The 17,347-nt window shown below is 67.5% G+C and carries 16 protein-coding genes; 11 read left to right on the forward strand and 5 right to left on the reverse strand.

Annotation, left to right across the window (positions count from 1 at the left end; all coding sequences use genetic code 11):
• Positions 1-48: 48 nt before the first annotated feature.
• Positions 49-549 carry an NADPH-dependent FMN reductase gene (locus ACFTS5_RS20990; protein WP_378633377.1) on the reverse strand — a complete coding sequence of 167 codons (501 nt, stop codon included), beginning with the start codon at positions 547-549 and terminating at the stop codon, positions 49-51.
• Positions 550-560: 11 nt separating this feature from the next.
• Positions 561-926, reverse strand: a complete 366-nt coding sequence (locus tag ACFTS5_RS20995; RefSeq protein WP_378633379.1) for a hypothetical protein — start codon at positions 924-926, stop codon at positions 561-563.
• An 85-nt stretch (positions 927-1,011) separates the two neighbouring features.
• On the opposite strand from ACFTS5_RS20995, the gene ACFTS5_RS21000 reads away from it, so the two are divergent.
• Positions 1,012-1,242, forward strand: coding sequence for a hypothetical protein (locus ACFTS5_RS21000; protein WP_378633382.1), 231 nt, complete (start codon positions 1,012-1,014; stop codon positions 1,240-1,242).
• Between the two features lie 2 nt (positions 1,243-1,244).
• On the opposite strand, the gene ACFTS5_RS21005 is transcribed toward ACFTS5_RS21000, so the two are convergent.
• The gene (locus tag ACFTS5_RS21005; protein WP_378633383.1) at positions 1,245-3,566 is read right to left on the reverse strand and encodes an FdhF/YdeP family oxidoreductase; all 2,322 of its coding nucleotides are present in this window, start codon (positions 3,564-3,566) and stop codon (positions 1,245-1,247) included.
• A gap of 296 nt (positions 3,567-3,862) precedes the next feature.
• On the opposite strand from ACFTS5_RS21005, the gene ACFTS5_RS21010 reads away from it, so the two are divergent.
• The 8 genes from ACFTS5_RS21010 to gatB all read left to right on the forward strand — a co-directional run bounded on the left by ACFTS5_RS21010 (position 3,863) and on the right by gatB (position 12,638).
• Positions 3,863-5,104, forward strand: a complete 1,242-nt coding sequence (locus ACFTS5_RS21010; protein WP_378633389.1) for an FUSC family protein — start codon at positions 3,863-3,865, stop codon at positions 5,102-5,104.
• A 12-nt stretch (positions 5,105-5,116) separates the two neighbouring features.
• The gene (locus tag ACFTS5_RS21015) at positions 5,117-6,028 is read left to right on the forward strand and encodes a LysR family transcriptional regulator (protein WP_378633391.1); all 912 of its coding nucleotides are present in this window, start codon (positions 5,117-5,119) and stop codon (positions 6,026-6,028) included.
• A gap of 47 nt (positions 6,029-6,075) precedes the next feature.
• Complete coding sequence (locus tag ACFTS5_RS21020) at positions 6,076-6,711, forward strand: DUF1345 domain-containing protein (protein WP_378633394.1); 636 nt, start codon at positions 6,076-6,078, stop codon at positions 6,709-6,711.
• Between the two features lie 77 nt (positions 6,712-6,788).
• Positions 6,789-7,598 (forward strand): formate dehydrogenase accessory sulfurtransferase FdhD, encoded by an 810-nt coding sequence (gene fdhD / locus ACFTS5_RS21025; RefSeq protein ID WP_378633397.1) that lies wholly within the window; start codon positions 6,789-6,791, stop codon positions 7,596-7,598.
• Between the two features lie 97 nt (positions 7,599-7,695).
• Positions 7,696-8,592 carry a hypothetical protein gene (locus ACFTS5_RS21030; RefSeq protein WP_378633399.1) on the forward strand — a complete coding sequence of 299 codons (897 nt, stop codon included), beginning with the start codon at positions 7,696-7,698 and terminating at the stop codon, positions 8,590-8,592.
• A gap of 28 nt (positions 8,593-8,620) precedes the next feature.
• Positions 8,621-9,655 (forward strand): ATP-dependent 6-phosphofructokinase, encoded by a 1,035-nt coding sequence (locus tag ACFTS5_RS21035; protein ID WP_378633402.1) that lies wholly within the window; start codon positions 8,621-8,623, stop codon positions 9,653-9,655.
• 52 nt (positions 9,656-9,707) lie between these two features.
• Complete coding sequence (locus tag ACFTS5_RS21040; protein WP_378633404.1) at positions 9,708-11,087, forward strand: alpha/beta hydrolase family protein; 1,380 nt, start codon at positions 9,708-9,710, stop codon at positions 11,085-11,087.
• Between the two features lie 45 nt (positions 11,088-11,132).
• Entirely contained in the window at positions 11,133-12,638 is a 1,506-nt protein-coding gene (gatB, locus tag ACFTS5_RS21045; RefSeq protein ID WP_378633409.1) for an Asp-tRNA(Asn)/Glu-tRNA(Gln) amidotransferase subunit GatB, read from the forward strand.
• Positions 12,639-12,693: 55 nt separating this feature from the next.
• On the opposite strand, the gene ACFTS5_RS21050 is transcribed toward gatB, so the two are convergent.
• Positions 12,694-13,815 carry a PQQ-dependent sugar dehydrogenase gene (locus ACFTS5_RS21050; protein ID WP_378633412.1) on the reverse strand — a complete coding sequence of 374 codons (1,122 nt, stop codon included), beginning with the start codon at positions 13,813-13,815 and terminating at the stop codon, positions 12,694-12,696.
• A 149-nt stretch (positions 13,816-13,964) separates the two neighbouring features.
• On the opposite strand from ACFTS5_RS21050, the gene ACFTS5_RS21055 reads away from it, so the two are divergent.
• Positions 13,965-14,813 (forward strand): DoxX family protein, encoded by an 849-nt coding sequence (locus ACFTS5_RS21055; protein WP_378633414.1) that lies wholly within the window; start codon positions 13,965-13,967, stop codon positions 14,811-14,813.
• Between the two features lie 110 nt (positions 14,814-14,923).
• Here the strand turns inward: ACFTS5_RS21055 and ACFTS5_RS21060 are convergent, their stop codons facing one another.
• Entirely contained in the window at positions 14,924-15,418 is a 495-nt protein-coding gene (locus tag ACFTS5_RS21060; protein ID WP_378633417.1) for a MarR family winged helix-turn-helix transcriptional regulator, read from the reverse strand.
• Positions 15,419-15,504: 86 nt separating this feature from the next.
• Here ACFTS5_RS21060 and ACFTS5_RS21065 point away from each other — a divergent pair, with 86 nt between their 5' ends.
• Complete coding sequence (locus tag ACFTS5_RS21065) at positions 15,505-17,124, forward strand: DHA2 family efflux MFS transporter permease subunit (RefSeq protein ID WP_378633420.1); 1,620 nt, start codon at positions 15,505-15,507, stop codon at positions 17,122-17,124.
• Positions 17,125-17,347 lie beyond the last annotated feature (223 nt).

The following is a 17,347-nucleotide window of genomic DNA, read 5'->3' on the forward strand; positions in this document are numbered from 1 at the left end:
ACGACCGCGGCCCCCGATATATCGGGGGCCGCGGTCGCGTAGGGAACCTCAGCTCGCCGAAGCGACCGCGACCACCGTGTCGCCGAGCCGGGCCACGGTGTCCGGGTCACTCCACGATCCGGTGATCGACACACCGTCGGCCACCACCTCGGCGCCCGCCTTGCGCAACCGATCGGCCAAGTCCTGATTGATCACCTCACCCGGCCCGACTGTGATCACCGCGACCGGCTTGCCCCCGACGGTCGGCGCCGACTCCGGATTGGCCAGCCACGCGATCACACTCGCCGCCAGCGGCGCCACGGACTCGCCCTCGACCGCGAACAGCAGCACACCGTCGGCTTCCAGCGTGGAGCGGCGCAACTGGTTGGCGATCAGCGGCCGCCCGTCCTCGGTGTCGATCGCGGCACTGTAGGGCGGCAGGGTGTCGAGCTCGGCCAGGCTCACCACGTCGATACTGTTGCGGATCGCGACCCGCTGGGCCTCGGTCGCCAACTGCTGCGCCGGGGACTTCTCGCCGGGTTCGGCGATGAGTGCGAGCAGATATGACATCGGTTGTCCCCCTACTTCGCGGCCTCGAGGATCCGCTGAGCCGCGGCCTCGAGCGTCGCGTCGTCGGCCGCGCTGAGGTCGATCACGCCGACCCCGGCAATCCGCTGGGCGAGTGGGGGATTGATCTCGCGCAAGCGCTTCACGAAATCATCGGCCACATCGGAATTGCCGCGCCCGTGCCCGAGCAGCACGAAATTCTCGGTGCCGATCGACTCGATCAACGCCACCGCGAGATCGTCGAAATATTTGATGAACACCTGCTGATCGTCGTGCCCGGTGTGATGCTCGACCGTGCGGAGATGGTGGGCGACCTTGTCGTGGTTGGTCACATCGCGTTCGGTCTCGGCGACCTCGGGAGTGTCGAGGTCGAAATGCAATACCCGCTCTCTCGCTGTCCATCGCGACCACGAACATATCGCCCGAACCTTTGAGTACCGGTGTGTCCTTCAGCAATTGGCGCGCGTGCTCGATATCGCCGATCGATACCCGCCCGTCGTGCGGGCGATGGAACACCTCGCGATGCCCGTTCATCTTCACCGCCAGCCGATCACCGTGCTCCTGCTCGACCTCGTCGGCGATGTCGTCCCACATGGTGATGAACTGCGTCCATTCGATATCGCGCGGCGCCGGATGCCCGACGATCGACGCCAGTGTCTTTCGCGTGTGCTGGTTCATTGCCATCTCCTCGAATGAGTTCAACTCGACGGTGTGACAGTCACTTTCACGCTCTTCATCATCGGCTGATCGCTCTCGGTGCTGTAATCGCCGATCGCGCACAGCACATTCATTTCCGGCATGTACCCGGCGGCGCAGCCCGGCGGAATGTCGTAGGTGACGACCTTGTACCTGTAGAGCGACCGCGTCGACCCGTCACGGGCGGTACTGGTGATATCGACCTCGTCGAATTCCTTCAGGCCGCGGTCGCGCATATCGCGAGAGTTCATGAAGACCAGCGTGCGCAGGTTCTTCACCCCGCGATAGCGATCGTTGTTGGTGTAGATGGTGGTGTTCCACTGGTCATGGGAGCGCTGCGTCGCCAGGGTGAGCACCCCGGCCGGGTTGGTCGTGTCGGGCAGCGTCGCGGCGGAGAACTCCGCCTTGCTGGACGGGGTGAGGAAGATCAGCTCACGCGCGGGCTGGCGGATCCGGAATCCGAGTCCCAGCCGCACCCGCCGGTTGTAGTCCTCGAAACCGTCCAGCACCTTCGACATGGTGTCGCGGATTCGGTCGTAATCCTCGACGTAGTACTCCCACGGTGTCTTCGTCTCGGGCAGTGCGGCTTTGGCGATACCCGCCAGGATCGCGGGCTCCGACAGCAGATGCGGCGACGCGGGCTTCTTCATGCCTTTGGACAGGTGCACCACGGCCATGCCGTTCTCCATCGAGACCACCTGCGGGCCGCTGCGCTGCTCGTCGTATTCGGTGCGCGCCAGGCAGGGCAGAATCAGCGCCCGCTTGCCGTGCACGACGTGGCTGCGGTTGAGCTTGGTGGAGACCATGACGGTGAAATCGGCCTTCCGGAACGCCTCGAAGGTGTATTCGCTGTCGGGCGCGGCCTGGACGAGGTTGCCGCCCATGCTCATGAAGAACTTCAGCTTGCCCTTCTGCAGCGCCTCGATGGCGGAGACGACGTCGTAGCCGTTGGCGCGCGGCACGTCGATCTCACACACCTCGGCCAGCCGGTCGAGGAACGCGGCGGGCGGATTGTTGTCGATGCCGCACGTACGGTTGCCCTGCACATTGCTGTGCCCGCGCACCGGCGACGGGCCCGCGCCTTCGCGACCCAGGTTGCCGCGCAGGAGCAGCAGGTTGACGATCTCGCGGATCGTCTCCACGCCGTGCTCGTGCTGGGTGATGCCGAGACACCAGCTGATGATGCTGCGGTCGGAGTCGCAGTAGATGCGGGCGGCCTTGCGGACCTCGGCCTCGCTCAGGCCCGACTCGGTCTGGATATCGGCCCACGTGGTCGCCTCGACTTCGCGCACGTACTCGTCGAAGCCGACGGTGTAGCGCTCGATGAACTCGTGGTCGAGAGCCTTCTCGTCGGTCGCGGACTCTTCGAGGACGGCCTTGGCCATGCCGCGGATCAGCGCGAAGTCGCCGCCGATACGCACCTGCAGGTTGAGCGTGCCGGTCTTGGTCGGGTGGAAGGTGGCCATCGCGAGGAAGTCGTGCGGGATGATCGTGTTGCGCGAGCCCGCTTCGATCAGCGGATTGACGTGCACCACCTGGGCGCCGCGCTTGTAGGCCTCGGCGAGCGAGGTCAGCATGCGCGGCGCGTTCGAGGCGACATTGAGGCCCATGACGAACAGCGCGTCGGCCTTGTCCCAGTCCTCGAGGTCGCAGGTGCCCTTGCCGGTGCCGAGCGAGGCCTGCAGAGCTCGGCCGCTGGCTTCGTGGCACATGTTGGAGCAGTCGGGCAGATTGTTGGTGCCGTACTCGCGCACCATCAACTGGTAGAGGAACGTCGCCTCGTTGGCGAGTCGGCCCGAGGTGTAGAACGCGGCCTCGTTCGGGTCGGGCAGCTCGCGCAGCGCCTTGCCCACCATCTCGAACGCGTCGGCCCAGCTGATCGGCACATAGTGGTCGGTCTCGGGGTCGTAGACCATCGGCTCGGTGAGCCTGCCCTGGTCCTCGAGGTCGAAGGAACTCCAGGTGGCCAGCTCGGTCACGGTGTGCTGGGCGAAGAATTCAGGAGTGCACCGCTTGTGCGTCATCTCCCAGGTCACGTGCTTGATGCCGTTCTCGCACACGTCGAGGACCAAGCCGTCGGTGGCGTCGGGCCACGCGCAGCCCGGACAGTCGAAGCCGCGTTCCTGATGGTTCATCTTCAGGATGGCCTTGGTGCCGATGAACGGCTCGTGTTCCTTGCCGACCATGAACTTTCCGACCGCGATCGCCGCGCCCCAGCCCGCCGCCGGATGGTGGTAGGGCTTGGCTTTCGGCACGGCTGCCCGGTCTGCTGCTTCGCTCGGGCCCTGATCGGGATCCCAGATGGTGTGCGGGCCGTCAGCCATGTCAGATCTTCCCTTCGCGGTGAATGCGGGTCGAGAAAGATGTGCTCTGTCCAGTGCCTCGGTTGGATTCTCTACCGTCGAGATCACGGAAGGGCGTAGGTAACTTTCGTCGTGTCGGTCGGCGACGTCCAAGACCGATTTCCGACCGGTCGATCGGTCGCGCTTATCACCCCCGCCAGAGCGCCGTTTTCGCCGGTGCGACCGGGATCACCGCAGGTTGACGGCGTGCGCGCGGATCGTGCAGGCTTGATCATCGGCCCTACGGGCATGTCCCGCGACCGACTTCGGAGGAACCCTTGCGCACCACGCGAACACGGGCGCGCCAGATTTATCACCGGTTCGTCACCGAGATCGATCATCTGCCCGCCGCCCGCGTTTTCGTCGGTCTCGCGATTCCCGGCCTCGTGCTGATCGCGGTGGGCCGCACCGACCTGCTCATCTACGCCGTCTTCGGTTCCTTCACCGGGATGTACGGCTTCGCGGAATCGCCGCGCCGGCGCTTGATCCACCAGAGCGAAGCGGCGGTGATGCTGGTCGGCGCCGTCGGCGCCGGCATCCTGCTCGCGCGCCTGCACGCCCCTCCCGCGGTGCTGGTGTCGGCGGTGGCGGTGTTCGCCGCGGTGGCCTCGCCGATCACCGACCGCCTCGGCTTGCGGCCGGAGGGGCCGTTCTTCGGGATCTTCGCGTTCGGCGCCATCGCCATGGTGGCCGGGGCTCAGCGCGATCCGCTCCTGGCATCGGTGCTGTGTGCGGGCACCGCGGCGTTGTGCGTGCTGGTCGGTTATCTCGAGTCGACGCGGCGAGTCCGCCGGGCAGGCATGTGCGCGATGCGGGTACCGATCGCGCCGCATCGCACCGGCGGAGTGTCGTACGTGCAGGCGGGACGCTACGCGCTGGCGATCTCGATCTCCGGCGGGATCGGGCTGCTGCTCGGCGTCGGCCATGCCAATTGGGCGATGGCGGGCGCCGCGGTGCCCCTGGCCGCCGCCAGCTCCCGTGACCGGATCACCCGCGGCATGCACCGGGTGGTCGGCACGTTCATCGGACTCGCGGTCACCGCGCCGCTGCTGATCCCGGGTCCGAGCCCGGCGATGCTCGGCCTGGCGATCATCGCGCTGCTCTACCCGACCGAATTGTTCATGGCCCGCCACTACGCCGTGGCGATGGGCTTCTTCACGCCGCTGATCATGTCGATGACCGAACTGGCCGATCCGTCCGATCCGCTCACATTGCTCACCGAACGCGGGGTCGACACGGTGATCGGCGTCGCGGTGGGAATCGCTGTCGCCCTGCTCATTCGTGAACCCGCTACCCCCGCGTTACCCACCTACGAGACGCCGGTATGCGAAACGTTGCATACTGTCGGCATGGCTGACGACAACGAGTGGTACTACTGCCTCAAGCACCACAAGGCCGAACAGGGCAAGGCCTGCTGGTACGGCGACCGGATGGGCCCCTACCCGGACCAGGCCACCGCCGAGAAGGCGCTCGAGATCGCGAAGGCGCGCAACAAAGCGGCCGACGACCAGGACGACTGACCCGATCGCCGAATGCTGTTCCGTCAGCTCGAATACTTCGTCGCGCTCGCCCGGGAACGACATTTCGCCCGGGCGGCGAAGGCCTGTTACGTGTCGCAGCCCGCGCTGTCGGAGGCGATCCGCAAACTCGAACACGAACTCGGCGTGCCGCTGGTCCGCCGCGCGCGCACGTTCGAGGGTCTCACTCCCGAGGGTGAGCGGCTGGTGCTGTGGGCCCGGCGGATCATCGCCGACCGCGAGGCGCTCGAACACGAGGTCCGCGCGCTGCAAACCGGTCTCACCGGTGAACTGCGGATCGGGGTGGTGCCCGCGGCGTCGAGCACGGTCGCGCTGCTCACCGACCCTTTCTGTACCGAACATCCGTTGATGCGGGTGCGGGTCGAGACGAGTCTGCGCTCGCTCGACATCGTCGAACGGATTCGCCGATTCGAGCTCGACGCCGGCATCGTCTACGCGCGGGGTGTCGATACTTCCGGCCTCACCCTCACCCCGCTCTACGCCGAACGTCACGTTCTCGTCGCGGGGAGCGCGCTCGTCGCGGGCCGCACCGAGATCTCCTGGGCAGACGCGCTGGAACTGCCGATGTGTCTGCTGCCACCGGGGATGCGCGGTCGTCAGCTGATCGACGACGCGCTCGCGACGCTGGGCCTTACCGCGGCACCGCAACTCGAGAGTGACTCGGTGGCGACATTGCTTGAACACGCCCGCACCGGGCGGTGGGCGTGCATCGTGCCGCAGCCGTGGGTCGCGGCGCTGGGACCCACCGCCGACATCCGGGTGTTCGAACTCGCCGACCCGGTGGTCACCGCGCAGATCGTGCTCGTCACCGCGGCGGTCGAGCCCGGATCGGTGCTCACCACCGCGCTCATCGGCACCGCACGGGCCACCGACTTCGCTGTCGCGCCGCGCCCGGCCACCGGTTGATCCCGTTCAGCTATGACCGGGCAACCCGTTGGGTACTGTGCACGACCATGAGCACCCGGTTGCTGCTGTCGGCTGTCACGCGCCTGGTCGGCTCGGCGGTCATCGGCGTGATCGTCGGACTGGCCGTCGGGCTGGGGCACGAGGCGCCGCTGGGAATTCTGTCGGGAATCGCTTCCGCGGCAACAGTATTCGTCATCGCCGGGTGGTTCGTGTTGTGGCCGATGAGCCCCGGGGAAACCGAGCGGGTCGCGCGGCGGGAAGACTTCCAGCCGTTCATCGAGGAGCTGTCGGTGGTGGCCGCCGCGCTGAGCGGACTGGTCGGCATCGTGGTGGTCCTGGTCCTGCGCCATTCCACCGCGTCGAACATCGCGGCAGCGGTCGCGCTGGGCGGAGTGTTCATGGCGTGGGCCTCGGTGCACCTGATGTACGCGGCGCGCTACGCCTACATCTACTACCAGCAGCCACGCGGCGGGATCGACTTCAACATCACCGTGCAGCCGGACTACCGCGACTTCTTCTATTTCAGCTATAACCTCGGCATGACCTACCAGGTCTCCGACACCAATGTCTCCAACGAGAAGATTCGCGCCATCGCTCTTCGGCACTGCCTGTTGTCGTACATTTTCGGGACGGTCATCCTGGCGACGACGATCAATCTCGTCGCCGGACTCGCCACCGGTTGAGTGTTGATCCATCGCGCCGATCACCTGATCGGCAACCCGTGTTTGATCAGAACCCGCACAGTGAGCAGAGTCATGGGATGAGCAGAGTGACCGCACGGCGCAAGACGACCCGCCTGTCCCCGGCCGGGCGGATTCAGCGACCCGACACTCTCGCCGTCGAGGAGCCGCTCGAGATCCGGGTCGACGGCCGATCGCTCACCGTCACCATGCGCACCCCCGGCAACGACATCGACCTGGTCCACGGGTTCCTGTTCGGCGAGGACATCATCGGATCGGCCGACGACATCGTCACCGCGCGCTACTGCGCAGGCACCGACAGCGACGGCCGCAACACCTACAACGTCCTCGATCTGCGCCTGCGTAATCCGGCGCCGATCCACACCCGCAACTTCCTCACCACCGGCGCCTGCGGCCTCTGCGGTAAGACCGCGCTGGACGAAGTACGCACCCACACCCGCTTCCCGATCCCGCACGACTCGGTGTCGATCAGCACCGACACCCTGACCGACCTGCCGAAACAGCTACGCGCCGGGCAGAAGTTGTTCGAAGCCACCGGGGGCTTGCACGCGGCGGGCCTGTTCACCGCCGACGGCACGCTGCTGGCCCTGCGCGAGGACATCGGCAGGCACAACGCCGTCGACAAGGTGATCGGCTGGGCGGTGCGCGAGAACCGGGTGCCCGCGCACGATCTGGTGCTGGTGGTGAGCAGTCGCGCGTCGTTCGAGCTGGCGCAGAAGGCGGTGATGGCCGGGATCCCGATCCTGGCCGCGGTGTCGGCGCCGAGCGTGCTCGCTGTCGACCTGGCCGCCGAGTCCGACCTCACACTCGTCGGCTTCCTGCGTGCCGAAACGATGAATATCTATACGGGCGAACACCGTCTGACCTGAGGGTTCGGTGCTCGAAGTGGGCGATCGGCATATGTCGCAGTACGGTAACGGTACGGGTCGCCAGCACCGAACGCCCCGGGGGAGTTTACAAACGAAAATGCTTCACATAACGAATAATGAACGACGCCATCACGTCCGGGTGGTGCTGTCCGCGTTGCTGGGCGTGGTCGTGCTCGCGACCGCGGGGTGCGGTGCCGAGCCGAAGGCCGCCCGGCTGAGCGTGACCACCACGGTTCCCGTCGCCGATCCCGGCGCCGACAACGGCACGATCTCGATCGCGGTACCCGGCAGCCTCGCCGCCGATTTCAGCGAGCTCCAGCAGGGTTTCCGCGGTAGCGCGGGGCTGGCGATCATGCCGGTGGGCGGCAAGAAGATGGTCACCTTCGGCAACTGGTCCTCCGGGCCGGCCTGGTCGACGATCAAGGTGCCGCTCGCCATCGCGGCCCTGCGTAACAGCGCTTCCTACTCGTCGTATGCCTCCGCGGCGATCACCGCGTCGGACAACGGCGCCGCCGACACCCTGTGGGCCTCGCTCGGCAGCGGTGCCGACGCGGCCAAGGCGGTGGAGGGCGTGCTGCGCGAAGGCGGCGACACCCGCACCACCGTGCCGACCACGCGCACCCGCGCCGACGCGTCGGTCTACGGTCAGGCCGAATGGACGCTGGCCGACCAGGTGCGCTTCGCCTCGCAGCTGCCGTGCATCCCGCAGAGCGAGCGCGTGGTCGGACTGATGCAGCAGATCATCGCCAGCCACCACTGGGGTCTCGGCGCGTTCGGCAGTGCCGAGTTCAAGGGCGGGTGGGGGCCCGACCCGGCGGGTAAGTACCTGGTCCGCCAATTCGGTCTGATCGACTCGCCCACCGGGCGGATCGCGATCGCCTTCGCCGCACAACCGGATTCGGGCAGCTTCAACGACGGTATGGCCATGCTCGACAAGATGGCGACGCTCATCTCGGGGCACCTGAGCGAGCTGGCCGGAGGTCACTGCCCCTGATCGGGGCCGGTGCGGCAAGATGAACGCCATGCGCATCGGAGTCTTGACCGGAGGCGGAGATTGTCCAGGTCTGAACGCGGTGATCCGGGCTGTGGTCCGCACCGCGAACGGACGCTACGGCGATGCCATCGTCGGCTTCGAGGACGGGTGGCGCGGCCTACTCGAGGATCGAAAGATCCGCATTCACAATGACGATCGCACCGACCGCCTGCTCACCAAGGGCGGCACGATGCTCGGCACCGCACGCACCAATCCCGAGGTGCTGCGCGCCGGCCTGCCCAGGATCCAGCAGACCCTCGACGACAACGGCATCGAAGCGCTGATCCCCATCGGCGGCGAAGGTACCCTCACCGCCGCGAGCTGGCTCGCCGACGAGGGCGTGCCGGTGGTCGGCGTGCCCAAGACCATCGACAACGACATCGACTGCACCGACGTCACCTTCGGCCACGACACCGCGCTGTCGATCGCCACCGAGGCCATCGACCGTCTGCACACCACCGCCGAATCCCATCAGCGGGTGATGCTGGTCGAGGTGATGGGCCGCCACGCCGGCTGGATCGCGCTGAACTCCGGGATCGCCGCGGGCGCCCACTTGACCCTGGTGCCCGAGGAACCGTTCGACGTGTCCCAGGTGTGCGCGATGATCAAGGCCCGCTTCCAGCGCGGTGACAAGAGCTTCATCTGCGTCGTCGCCGAGGGCGCGCATCCCGCGCCGGAATCCGGATTCGCGTTGCGCGAGGGCGGGATCGACGAGTTCGGCCACGAGCGGTTCACCGGCGTCGCCCAGCAGCTGGGGTCGGAGATCGAACGCCGCATCGGCAAAGAGGTGCGCACCACGGTGCTCGGCCATATTCAGCGCGGTGGCAGCCCCACGCCCTACGACCGCATTCTCGCGACGCGGTTCGGGGTACACGCGGCCGAGGCGGTGCATGCGGGACATTTCGGTCAGATGGTGGCGCTGCACGGCACCAATATCGGGCTGGTTCCGCTGTCGGAGGCGACCAAGCAGCTCAAACGCGTTCCGCCGGAACGGCTCAGCGAGGCGTCGGCGTTCTTCGGCTGATACCGGCGCGGGTTCCTCCACCATGGTCGGTGCGCGTCGGTACCGTGGGTTCATGCGCACCGGTCGAGTGATCGTTTCGGTTCTGTTCGTCGTCACCGCTCTGGTGGCGGGGTGTTCGCAGTCCTCGGACGACGCGGCGGCCCCCACTGTGCGGGGCAGCTGGCACGGTGACATCGAGGTGCCGGGGCAGCCGATCGCGATCGGGGTGAGTTTCGCCGAGGACGGATCGGCCACCATCGACATCCCGGCTCAGGGTGTGAGCGACGCGCCGTTGAAAGACGTTCGCACCGAACCGGACCGGGTGGAGTTCACCATCCCCGACGCGCCGGGTGACCCCGGTTTTCGCGGCAAGCTCGACGGCGACCGGCTCACCGGTGACTGGGTGCAGTCCGGGGAGAAGGCTCCGGTCACGCTGCAGCGCGGCAAGATCGAGAACCTGCCCCGCCCGCAGGACCCGAAGCCGCCGTACCCGTACCGCAGTGAGGATGTCACCTATCGCAACGGCGACATCACCATCGCCGGCACGCTCACCGAACCCGAAGGTAGTGGCCCGTTTCCGGCGATGCTGCTGATCACGGGCAGTGGCCCGCAGGATCGCAACGAAGAGCTGATGGGCCACCGCCCGTTCCAGCTGCTCGCCGACACCTTCACTCGCGCAGGCTATGCCGTGCTGCGCACCGACGACCGTGGTGTCGGCGGCACCAGCGGCACTCTCGACGACGCCACCTATCCCGACCTCGCCGCCGACGCGGCCGCGGGCCTCGCGTTCCTGCGTGCCCGACCCGAGATCGATCCCGCCCGGGTGGGTCTGTTCGGGCACAGCGAAGGCGGCTACCTCGCCCCGATGGTCGCCGCGCTGCCCGGCAGCGATGTCGCGTTCGCGGTCCTGATGGCAGGCCCGTCGGTGCCCGGCGCCGACGTACTGATCGAGCAGAACAAAGTGATCATGGCCGCGACGGGCGCACCGCAGGACCAGATCGACCAGCAGGTCGCCTACGTCAGTGAATGGTCGAGGCTGTTGCGCGCGGGCGATATCGAGGGCGCGCGGGCTTTCACCCAGCGGCACAACGACTCCCTGCCCGTGGCCGAACGCGCGCCCCAGGAGGTGGTCGACGGGTTCAACACCCCGTACATGACCTCGTTCATCACCCACGACCCGAAACCGACGCTGCAGGCGCTGCGTGTGCCGGTGCTGGCGTTCTTCGGCGACAAGGACCAGCAGGTCATCGCCACCCAGAACGAGGGCCCGATGCGCGAGAATCTCGCCGCCGCTCCCGACGCGGCCGTGTACACCTTTCCCGGCCTCAACCACCTGATGCAGCCCACCGCGACCGGCAAGCCGAGCGAGTACGCGACCATCGAGACGACCATCGACCCGGCGGTGCTCACCTACGTCACCGGCTGGCTCACCCAGCGCGTCCCGCCCCGCTAGGACCACCGGCCGAGTGCGTCAGCGGGCTTACCTAGACTGGGCGTCATGAGTGCACCCACGGTCGAGTTGATGGATTACGCCGATGTCATCTCCCGGTACGAGCCGGTGCTCGGCATGGAGGTCCACGTCGAGTTGTCCACGGCGACCAAGATGTTCTGCGGTTGCCCCACCGAGTTCGGCGCCGAACCCAATACCCAGGTGTGCCCGGTGTGCCTCGGCCTGCCCGGCTCGCTGCCCGTGGTGAACGAGAAGGCCATCGAATCGGCCATCCGGATCGGTCTCGCGCTGAACTGTTCGATCACCCCGTGGGGCCGGTTCGCGCGCAAGAACTACTTCTACCCCGATCAGCCGAAGAACTACCAGATCAGCCAGTACGACGAACCGATCGCCACCGAGGGCTACCTCGACGTGACACTCGACGACGGGTCCATCTTCCGGGTGGAGATCGAGCGCGCGCACATGGAGGAAGACACCGGCAAGTCCCTGCACGTCGGCGGTGCGACCGGACGCATCCACGGTGCGAGCCACTCGCTGCTCGACTTCAACCGCGCGGGCGTGCCGCTGATCGAGATCGTCACCAAGACCATCACCGGTGCCGGTGAGCGTGCCCCCGAGGTGGCTCGCGCGTATGTCACCGCGCTGCGCGAGGTGCTGCGCTCGCTGCACGTCTCCGACGTGAAGATGGAGCAGGGTTCGCTGCGCTGCGACGCCAACGTGTCCCTGATGCCGATCGGCGCCAAGGAATTCGGCACCCGCACCGAGACCAAGAACGTGAACTCGCTCAAGAGCGTCGAGGTCGCGGTGCGCTACGAGATGCGTCGTCAGGCCGCGGTGCTCACCGCCGGCGGCGAGATCGTCCAGGAGACCCGCCACTTCCAGGAGGCCGACGGCTCCACCGCCGCCGGTCGCCGCAAGGAAACCGCCGAGGACTACCGCTACTTCCCCGAGCCCGATCTCGAGCCTGTCGCCCCGGCCGCCGAATGGGTCGAGGAGCTGCGCGCCACCATCCCCGAATACCCGTGGCTGGTGCGTGCCCGGATCCAGGCCGACTGGGGCCTGTCCGACGAGGTCATGCGCGACCTCGTCAACGCGGGCGCCCTCGACCTCATCATCGCCACTGTCGACGCGGGCGCCCCCGCCAACGAGGCGCGCTCCTGGTGGGTCGCCTACCTGACCGAGAAGGCCAAGGAACGCGACATCGCCCTCGCCGACCTGCCCATCACCCCCGCCCAGGTCGCCGCGGTGATCGCACTGGTGGAAACCAAGACCGTCAACAACAAGGTCGCCAAGCAGGTCGTCGACTTCGTCCTCGCCGGTGAGGGCGAGCCCGCCGCCATCGTCGAGGCCAAGGGCCTCGGCATGGTCAGCGACGATTCTGCCCTGCAGGCCGAGGTCGAGAAGGCCCTCGCCGCCAACCCCGACATCGCCGAGAAGATCCGCTCCGGCAAGGTGCAGGCCGCGGGCAAGATCGTCGGCGACGTCATGAAGGCCACGCGCGGCCAGGCCGACGCCGCCCGCGTCCGCGATCTGGTCATCGCCGCCTGTAGCTGAGGATGCGAAACGGCCGCCCGCACTGCTTTCGCAGTACGGGCGGCCGCTTCCTCTCCTAGTCCGGGCCGCCGGCTCCACCCTGCGGGGGTGGGATGCGCACGACGCGGTCGTCGAATTCGCCCGGCTCGCCGTCGGTCTTGTTGGTGGTGGTGACCCAGATGCTGCCGTCGGCGCTGGCGGTGGCGCCGAGGAACCTGCCGTACTTGTCCTGCGCGATCAGGGTGGGGGCGGTGGTGACGGCGAACGTATTGGGGTCCGCGGCGACGGCGGCCAGCGCCTTGCCCTCGCTGAGCGCGATGCCGACGCCGTCACCGGTGGCCGTGCAGCCGCCGACGCCGGGACGGTCGGGCCAGGTCCACGAGACGCTGAGGGTGCCGTCGGGGCTCAGGTGCTGGAGCCGGTCCTCGGCGGCGGTGCGGTCGGTGACCCACATGCCTTCCTTGCCGTCGCGGCAGATGTCGCCGGCCGAACCGATGCCCGACGCCACCACCTGTGGGTTGTTCGCGCCCGCCGACGGCGAGTCCAGGCGAAGCAGCTTGCCGCCGAGCGAGCCGGGATCGGCTGCGGCGCCGGGGTTTCCGGCGTCACCGGTGAGGATCATCAGCTGCGTCGGCGTGGACCATTCCAGTGCGCCGCGATTTCCGTCGGCGCCCTTGGGGATTCCGGTGAGGATCGGCTTGGCCGCCCCGCCCTTGGACAGCCGCACGACCCGATTGTCGCTGCCGGTGGTGATGTAGGCGTACATCAGCCCGTCCTCACCGAAGGTGGGGGAGAGCACGATATCGGAGATGCCGCCGTCGGCCGATCCGTCGACGGGCACGCTGGCGATCTCCACCGGCGTCTCCTGCGGTGTGCTCGCGTCGACCGGCTTCACCTGCAGGATCCGCCCCGTCTTTCGCTCCGCGACGAAGGCGCCCTCGCCCACCGCGATCAGCCCGGCCCCCGATTCCATGCAGGTGGCGATGACATTGGGATCGGGATCGATACACGGTCCGGTCGGTCGCGGCGGCTGCGAGGGGTCTTCCTGCGGCTTCTTCGGTTCCGCGCCGGACCCACCCAGTTGCGGTTCGGTGGTGAACGGACTCGACGCCGACTCGTCGAAACGGGCGCACCCGGCTAGCAAAACGGTGCTCAGTGCCACCCCGACTGCCACGCGGCCCGCGATTCCCGAACTCATAGGTCAGACGTTACCGGCACCGGTGCGGGCCTGACACGCCCGTCGCGTCCGAATGCGGCTGCCCGGACGCGACCGGAAGTCGAGCGGGGCTGACACGCCCGTTGCGAGGAAGGGCGGCACACCGGGACGGCACGTCATAAGGTGAGTCGGTGACCGACAAGTCGAATGACACTCCGAAGGCCGAAGGTTCGGCACCGGCCGGGCAGGGCGCGTCGGCGGCGGGTCGCCCGGTGACCAGCCCGTTCGATTCGCCGACGACGCAGATGCGTAAGCCGGATCCGAAGGACATCCCCCGTACCGACGAGGATCTCGGTCTCGACCCCGGTGATGAGGTTCCCGGTGCGAGCACCGCGCAAACCGGTCGTGGCGGCGGCGACGAAGATTACGGGTACGCGACGATCCCGCCCGCGTCGGCGGCCTCGGCGGGCACCGTCCGCTTGCAGCGCCGCAACCGCGAGGCTCGCCGCGGCACCCTCGACCTCGGCCTGTTCGTGCTGCGCCTGGTGGTCGGCTACACCTTCATCTACCACGGTCTGCAGAAGCTGACCGGCTGGTTCCACGGCCCCGGCCTCGACGGCACCAAGACCATGATGGAAAGCGGCGGCTGGGACTACCCGTCACTGTCGACCGCGCTGGTGATCGCCGGTGAACTCGGCGGCGGCATCCTGCTGGTGATCGGCCTGGCCACCCCGCTCGCCGCGGGCGCCGTCCTGGCCACGATCCTGAACGCGTGGATGTGGAAGCAGGGCATGGTTCCCGGCTTCCAGTACAACGCGGGCACCCCCACCGGCGTCGAACTCGACTCCGTCCTGGCCGGTTCCGCTCTGGCGATCATCCTCACCGGCCCCGGCCGCTGGTCCTTCGACCGCACCCGAGGCTGGGCCACCCGCCCCTCCTACGGTTCCTTCGTGGTGGTCGTCCTGGCCGTCGCCGCCGCCATCCTCACCTTCTGGTTCCTCCACGGCGGCAATCCCTTGAAGGGCATCGGCCCCTTCTGATCCGCCTCTCCGCGTCTTTGAGCCAGACCTAGGGGCGCGGTGCGTCGATGACGCGGCGGGCGGTCGCGCGGCAACTCGGTGAGCCGGTACCCGGTGAGTTACCGATGTTCTCACGACATCAGTGGTCGCGATGGTGCGGGTTCAGTCAGGTGGGCGGTCATGGTGGCGTGCACGTCGGCCAGGAACGACTCGAATCGTCGCAGCTCCTCGGGTGAGTATTTCCCCATCACCGTGTCCTCCACCTTCGTGCCGAGCGGGCCGAAGAAGTCGTTGGCGAGGGTGTGGATGCGGGGTGTGCTGCGCAGTGTGATCACGCGACGGTCGTCGTGTTCTCGGCTGCGCACGATATGACCGGCTTGTTCCAGCCGGTTCAGCAGCGCGGTGGTGGCGCTGTTGGACAACGAGATCCGTTCGCTGAGCCGTGCCGGTGACAGTGTGGTCCCGCGTTCCTCTGCGGTGAGGATCTCGATCAGGGCCTCGGCATCGGTCGAGTGCAACCCGAGCCAGGTCGCGAATCGGCGGGCGAGTTCCCGGTAACTCGCGCCGTAGGCCCGCATGCCCTCGTGGATTCGTTCGTACTGGGCGCGAGCGTCCGACTGGCTCATAGGTTCCTTTCGCATCGTTTGACATCCTATTGCCCACAATCTACTTTGACCATGGAAATATTCCACCATGGAAATAGGAGTGTGCGATGAGTCAAGAGTCGTCCATCCGCCGATGGCTCGGCTTGATCGCCATCGCCCTCGGCGTGGCGCTGATCGTGGTCGACACCACGATCGTGAACGTGATCATCCCGTCGATCATCGAAGACCTGGACACGGGTTCCACCGAGGCGCAATGGATTCAGGAGTCCTACGCGATCGTCTTCGCGGCCCTGCTGCTGGTAGTCGGCCGCCTCGCCGACATGGTGGGGGCACGCCGGGTGTTCGTCGCCGGTGTCGTGGTGTTCGGCGCGACCAGCATCCTGGCCGGGCTGGCACCGGACGGCGGACTGCTCGTCATCGCCCGATTCCTGCAGGGCGCGGGCGCGGCGATGATCCTGCCGACCTCGCTCGCCCTGCTCAACGCCACCTTCACCGGCAAAGCCCGTGGTCAGGCCTTCGCGGTATGGGGTTCCACGATCGGTGCGGCCGCCGCGCTCGGCCCGTTGCTCGGTGGCTGGCTGGCCGAGCATGTGTCGTGGCGCTGGGCGTTCGGCATCAATGTGCCCCTGGCTGTGCTGATCGTGGTCGGTGTGCTGGCGTGCATCGCGCCGTCGCCGAAGGTCGCCGGTCGGCTCGATGTGCTCGGCTCGATCCTGTCGGTGCTCGGCCTCGGGCTGCTGGCCTTCGGGTTGGTCGAGGGCCGCACCTACGGCTGGATCACCACCGTCCATCCGATGGGGATCGCCGGCTTCACCTGGACGAGCGGACCTTCGCCGGTGCTGGTCGCGCTCGTGCTGAGTGTGCTGGCGCTGGGCGGGTTCGTCATCCGGCAGGTGCTGTTGCGCCGCGGCGGCAATGCCGACAAGGCGCTGATGGACCTGAGCCTGTTCTCGCTCGCCTCGTTCCGCAACGGCAATATCGCGACGCTGATCATCGGCCTCGGTGAGTTCGGCATCGTCGCTGTGCTACCGCTGTGGCTGCAGTTCACCCTCGGTTACAGCGCCCTGCAGTCCGGTCTGGCCCTGGTGCCGATCGCCATCGGCAGCTTCATCGCCAGTGGTGCCAGCTTCGGGATGGCAGGGAAGGCCTCGCCGCTGAACATGGTCCGCCTCGGTCTGGGGCTGGAGGTCGTCGGCCTGGCCGCACTGGGCTTCTTCGCCGCCACCGACAGCTCGTGGTGGTCGATCGCGCTGGTCCTGTGTGTGTACGGCATCGGTGTCGGTTTCGCTACGGCTCAGGTGACCAACGTCGTCCTCGCCGACATTCCCGAAGCCGACAACGGCCAGGCGTCCGGCATCCAGAGCGCCTTCCGCCAACTGGGTTCCGCCCTCGGCATCGCACTGCTCACGACGATCTTCTTCACCACGCTGAGCTCGAATGTCGAAGACGACCTCACCGCGGTCGGTACGCCTCCGGCGCAAGCCCAGCAATACGCGCACGCCATCACCGGCAGCGCGGGCGCGGCGATCGAAGGCTTTGCCGCCCAGCCGGATACGCAGGAAGTAGCCACCGCCGGTCGATCCGCCATGACCGCCGGCGTCAACCTCGGCGCCTATCTGGCCGCGGGCTTCGTCCTGCTCGGCCTCGTGGCCACGGCCCTGATTCCCTCCCGAACCGGCCGCGACGACGAGTCGTCGACGTCGACAACACAACCCGCGCTCGTCTGACAGCAGGGCAGTCCGCCCCGCCCGCGAATCGCAATCCGTGATTTCGCAAGAACATGGGTAACTTGCCGGGATCGGGCTACCCGATAACAGGCTCGCCGCCCGTCGCATCAACGACCGGCGGCGAGCCGGAATCAGGGCAGAATACGCGGGGAGGCGGGGACACCACCAGACGAAAGGCACCATTGTGCGCCGCCGTGGCGAGCGCCCCGGAGGCACGCAGGGC

The organism is Nocardia sp. NPDC056952, assembly GCF_042674185.1.
Lineage (GTDB): Bacteria > Actinomycetota > Actinomycetes > Mycobacteriales > Mycobacteriaceae > Nocardia.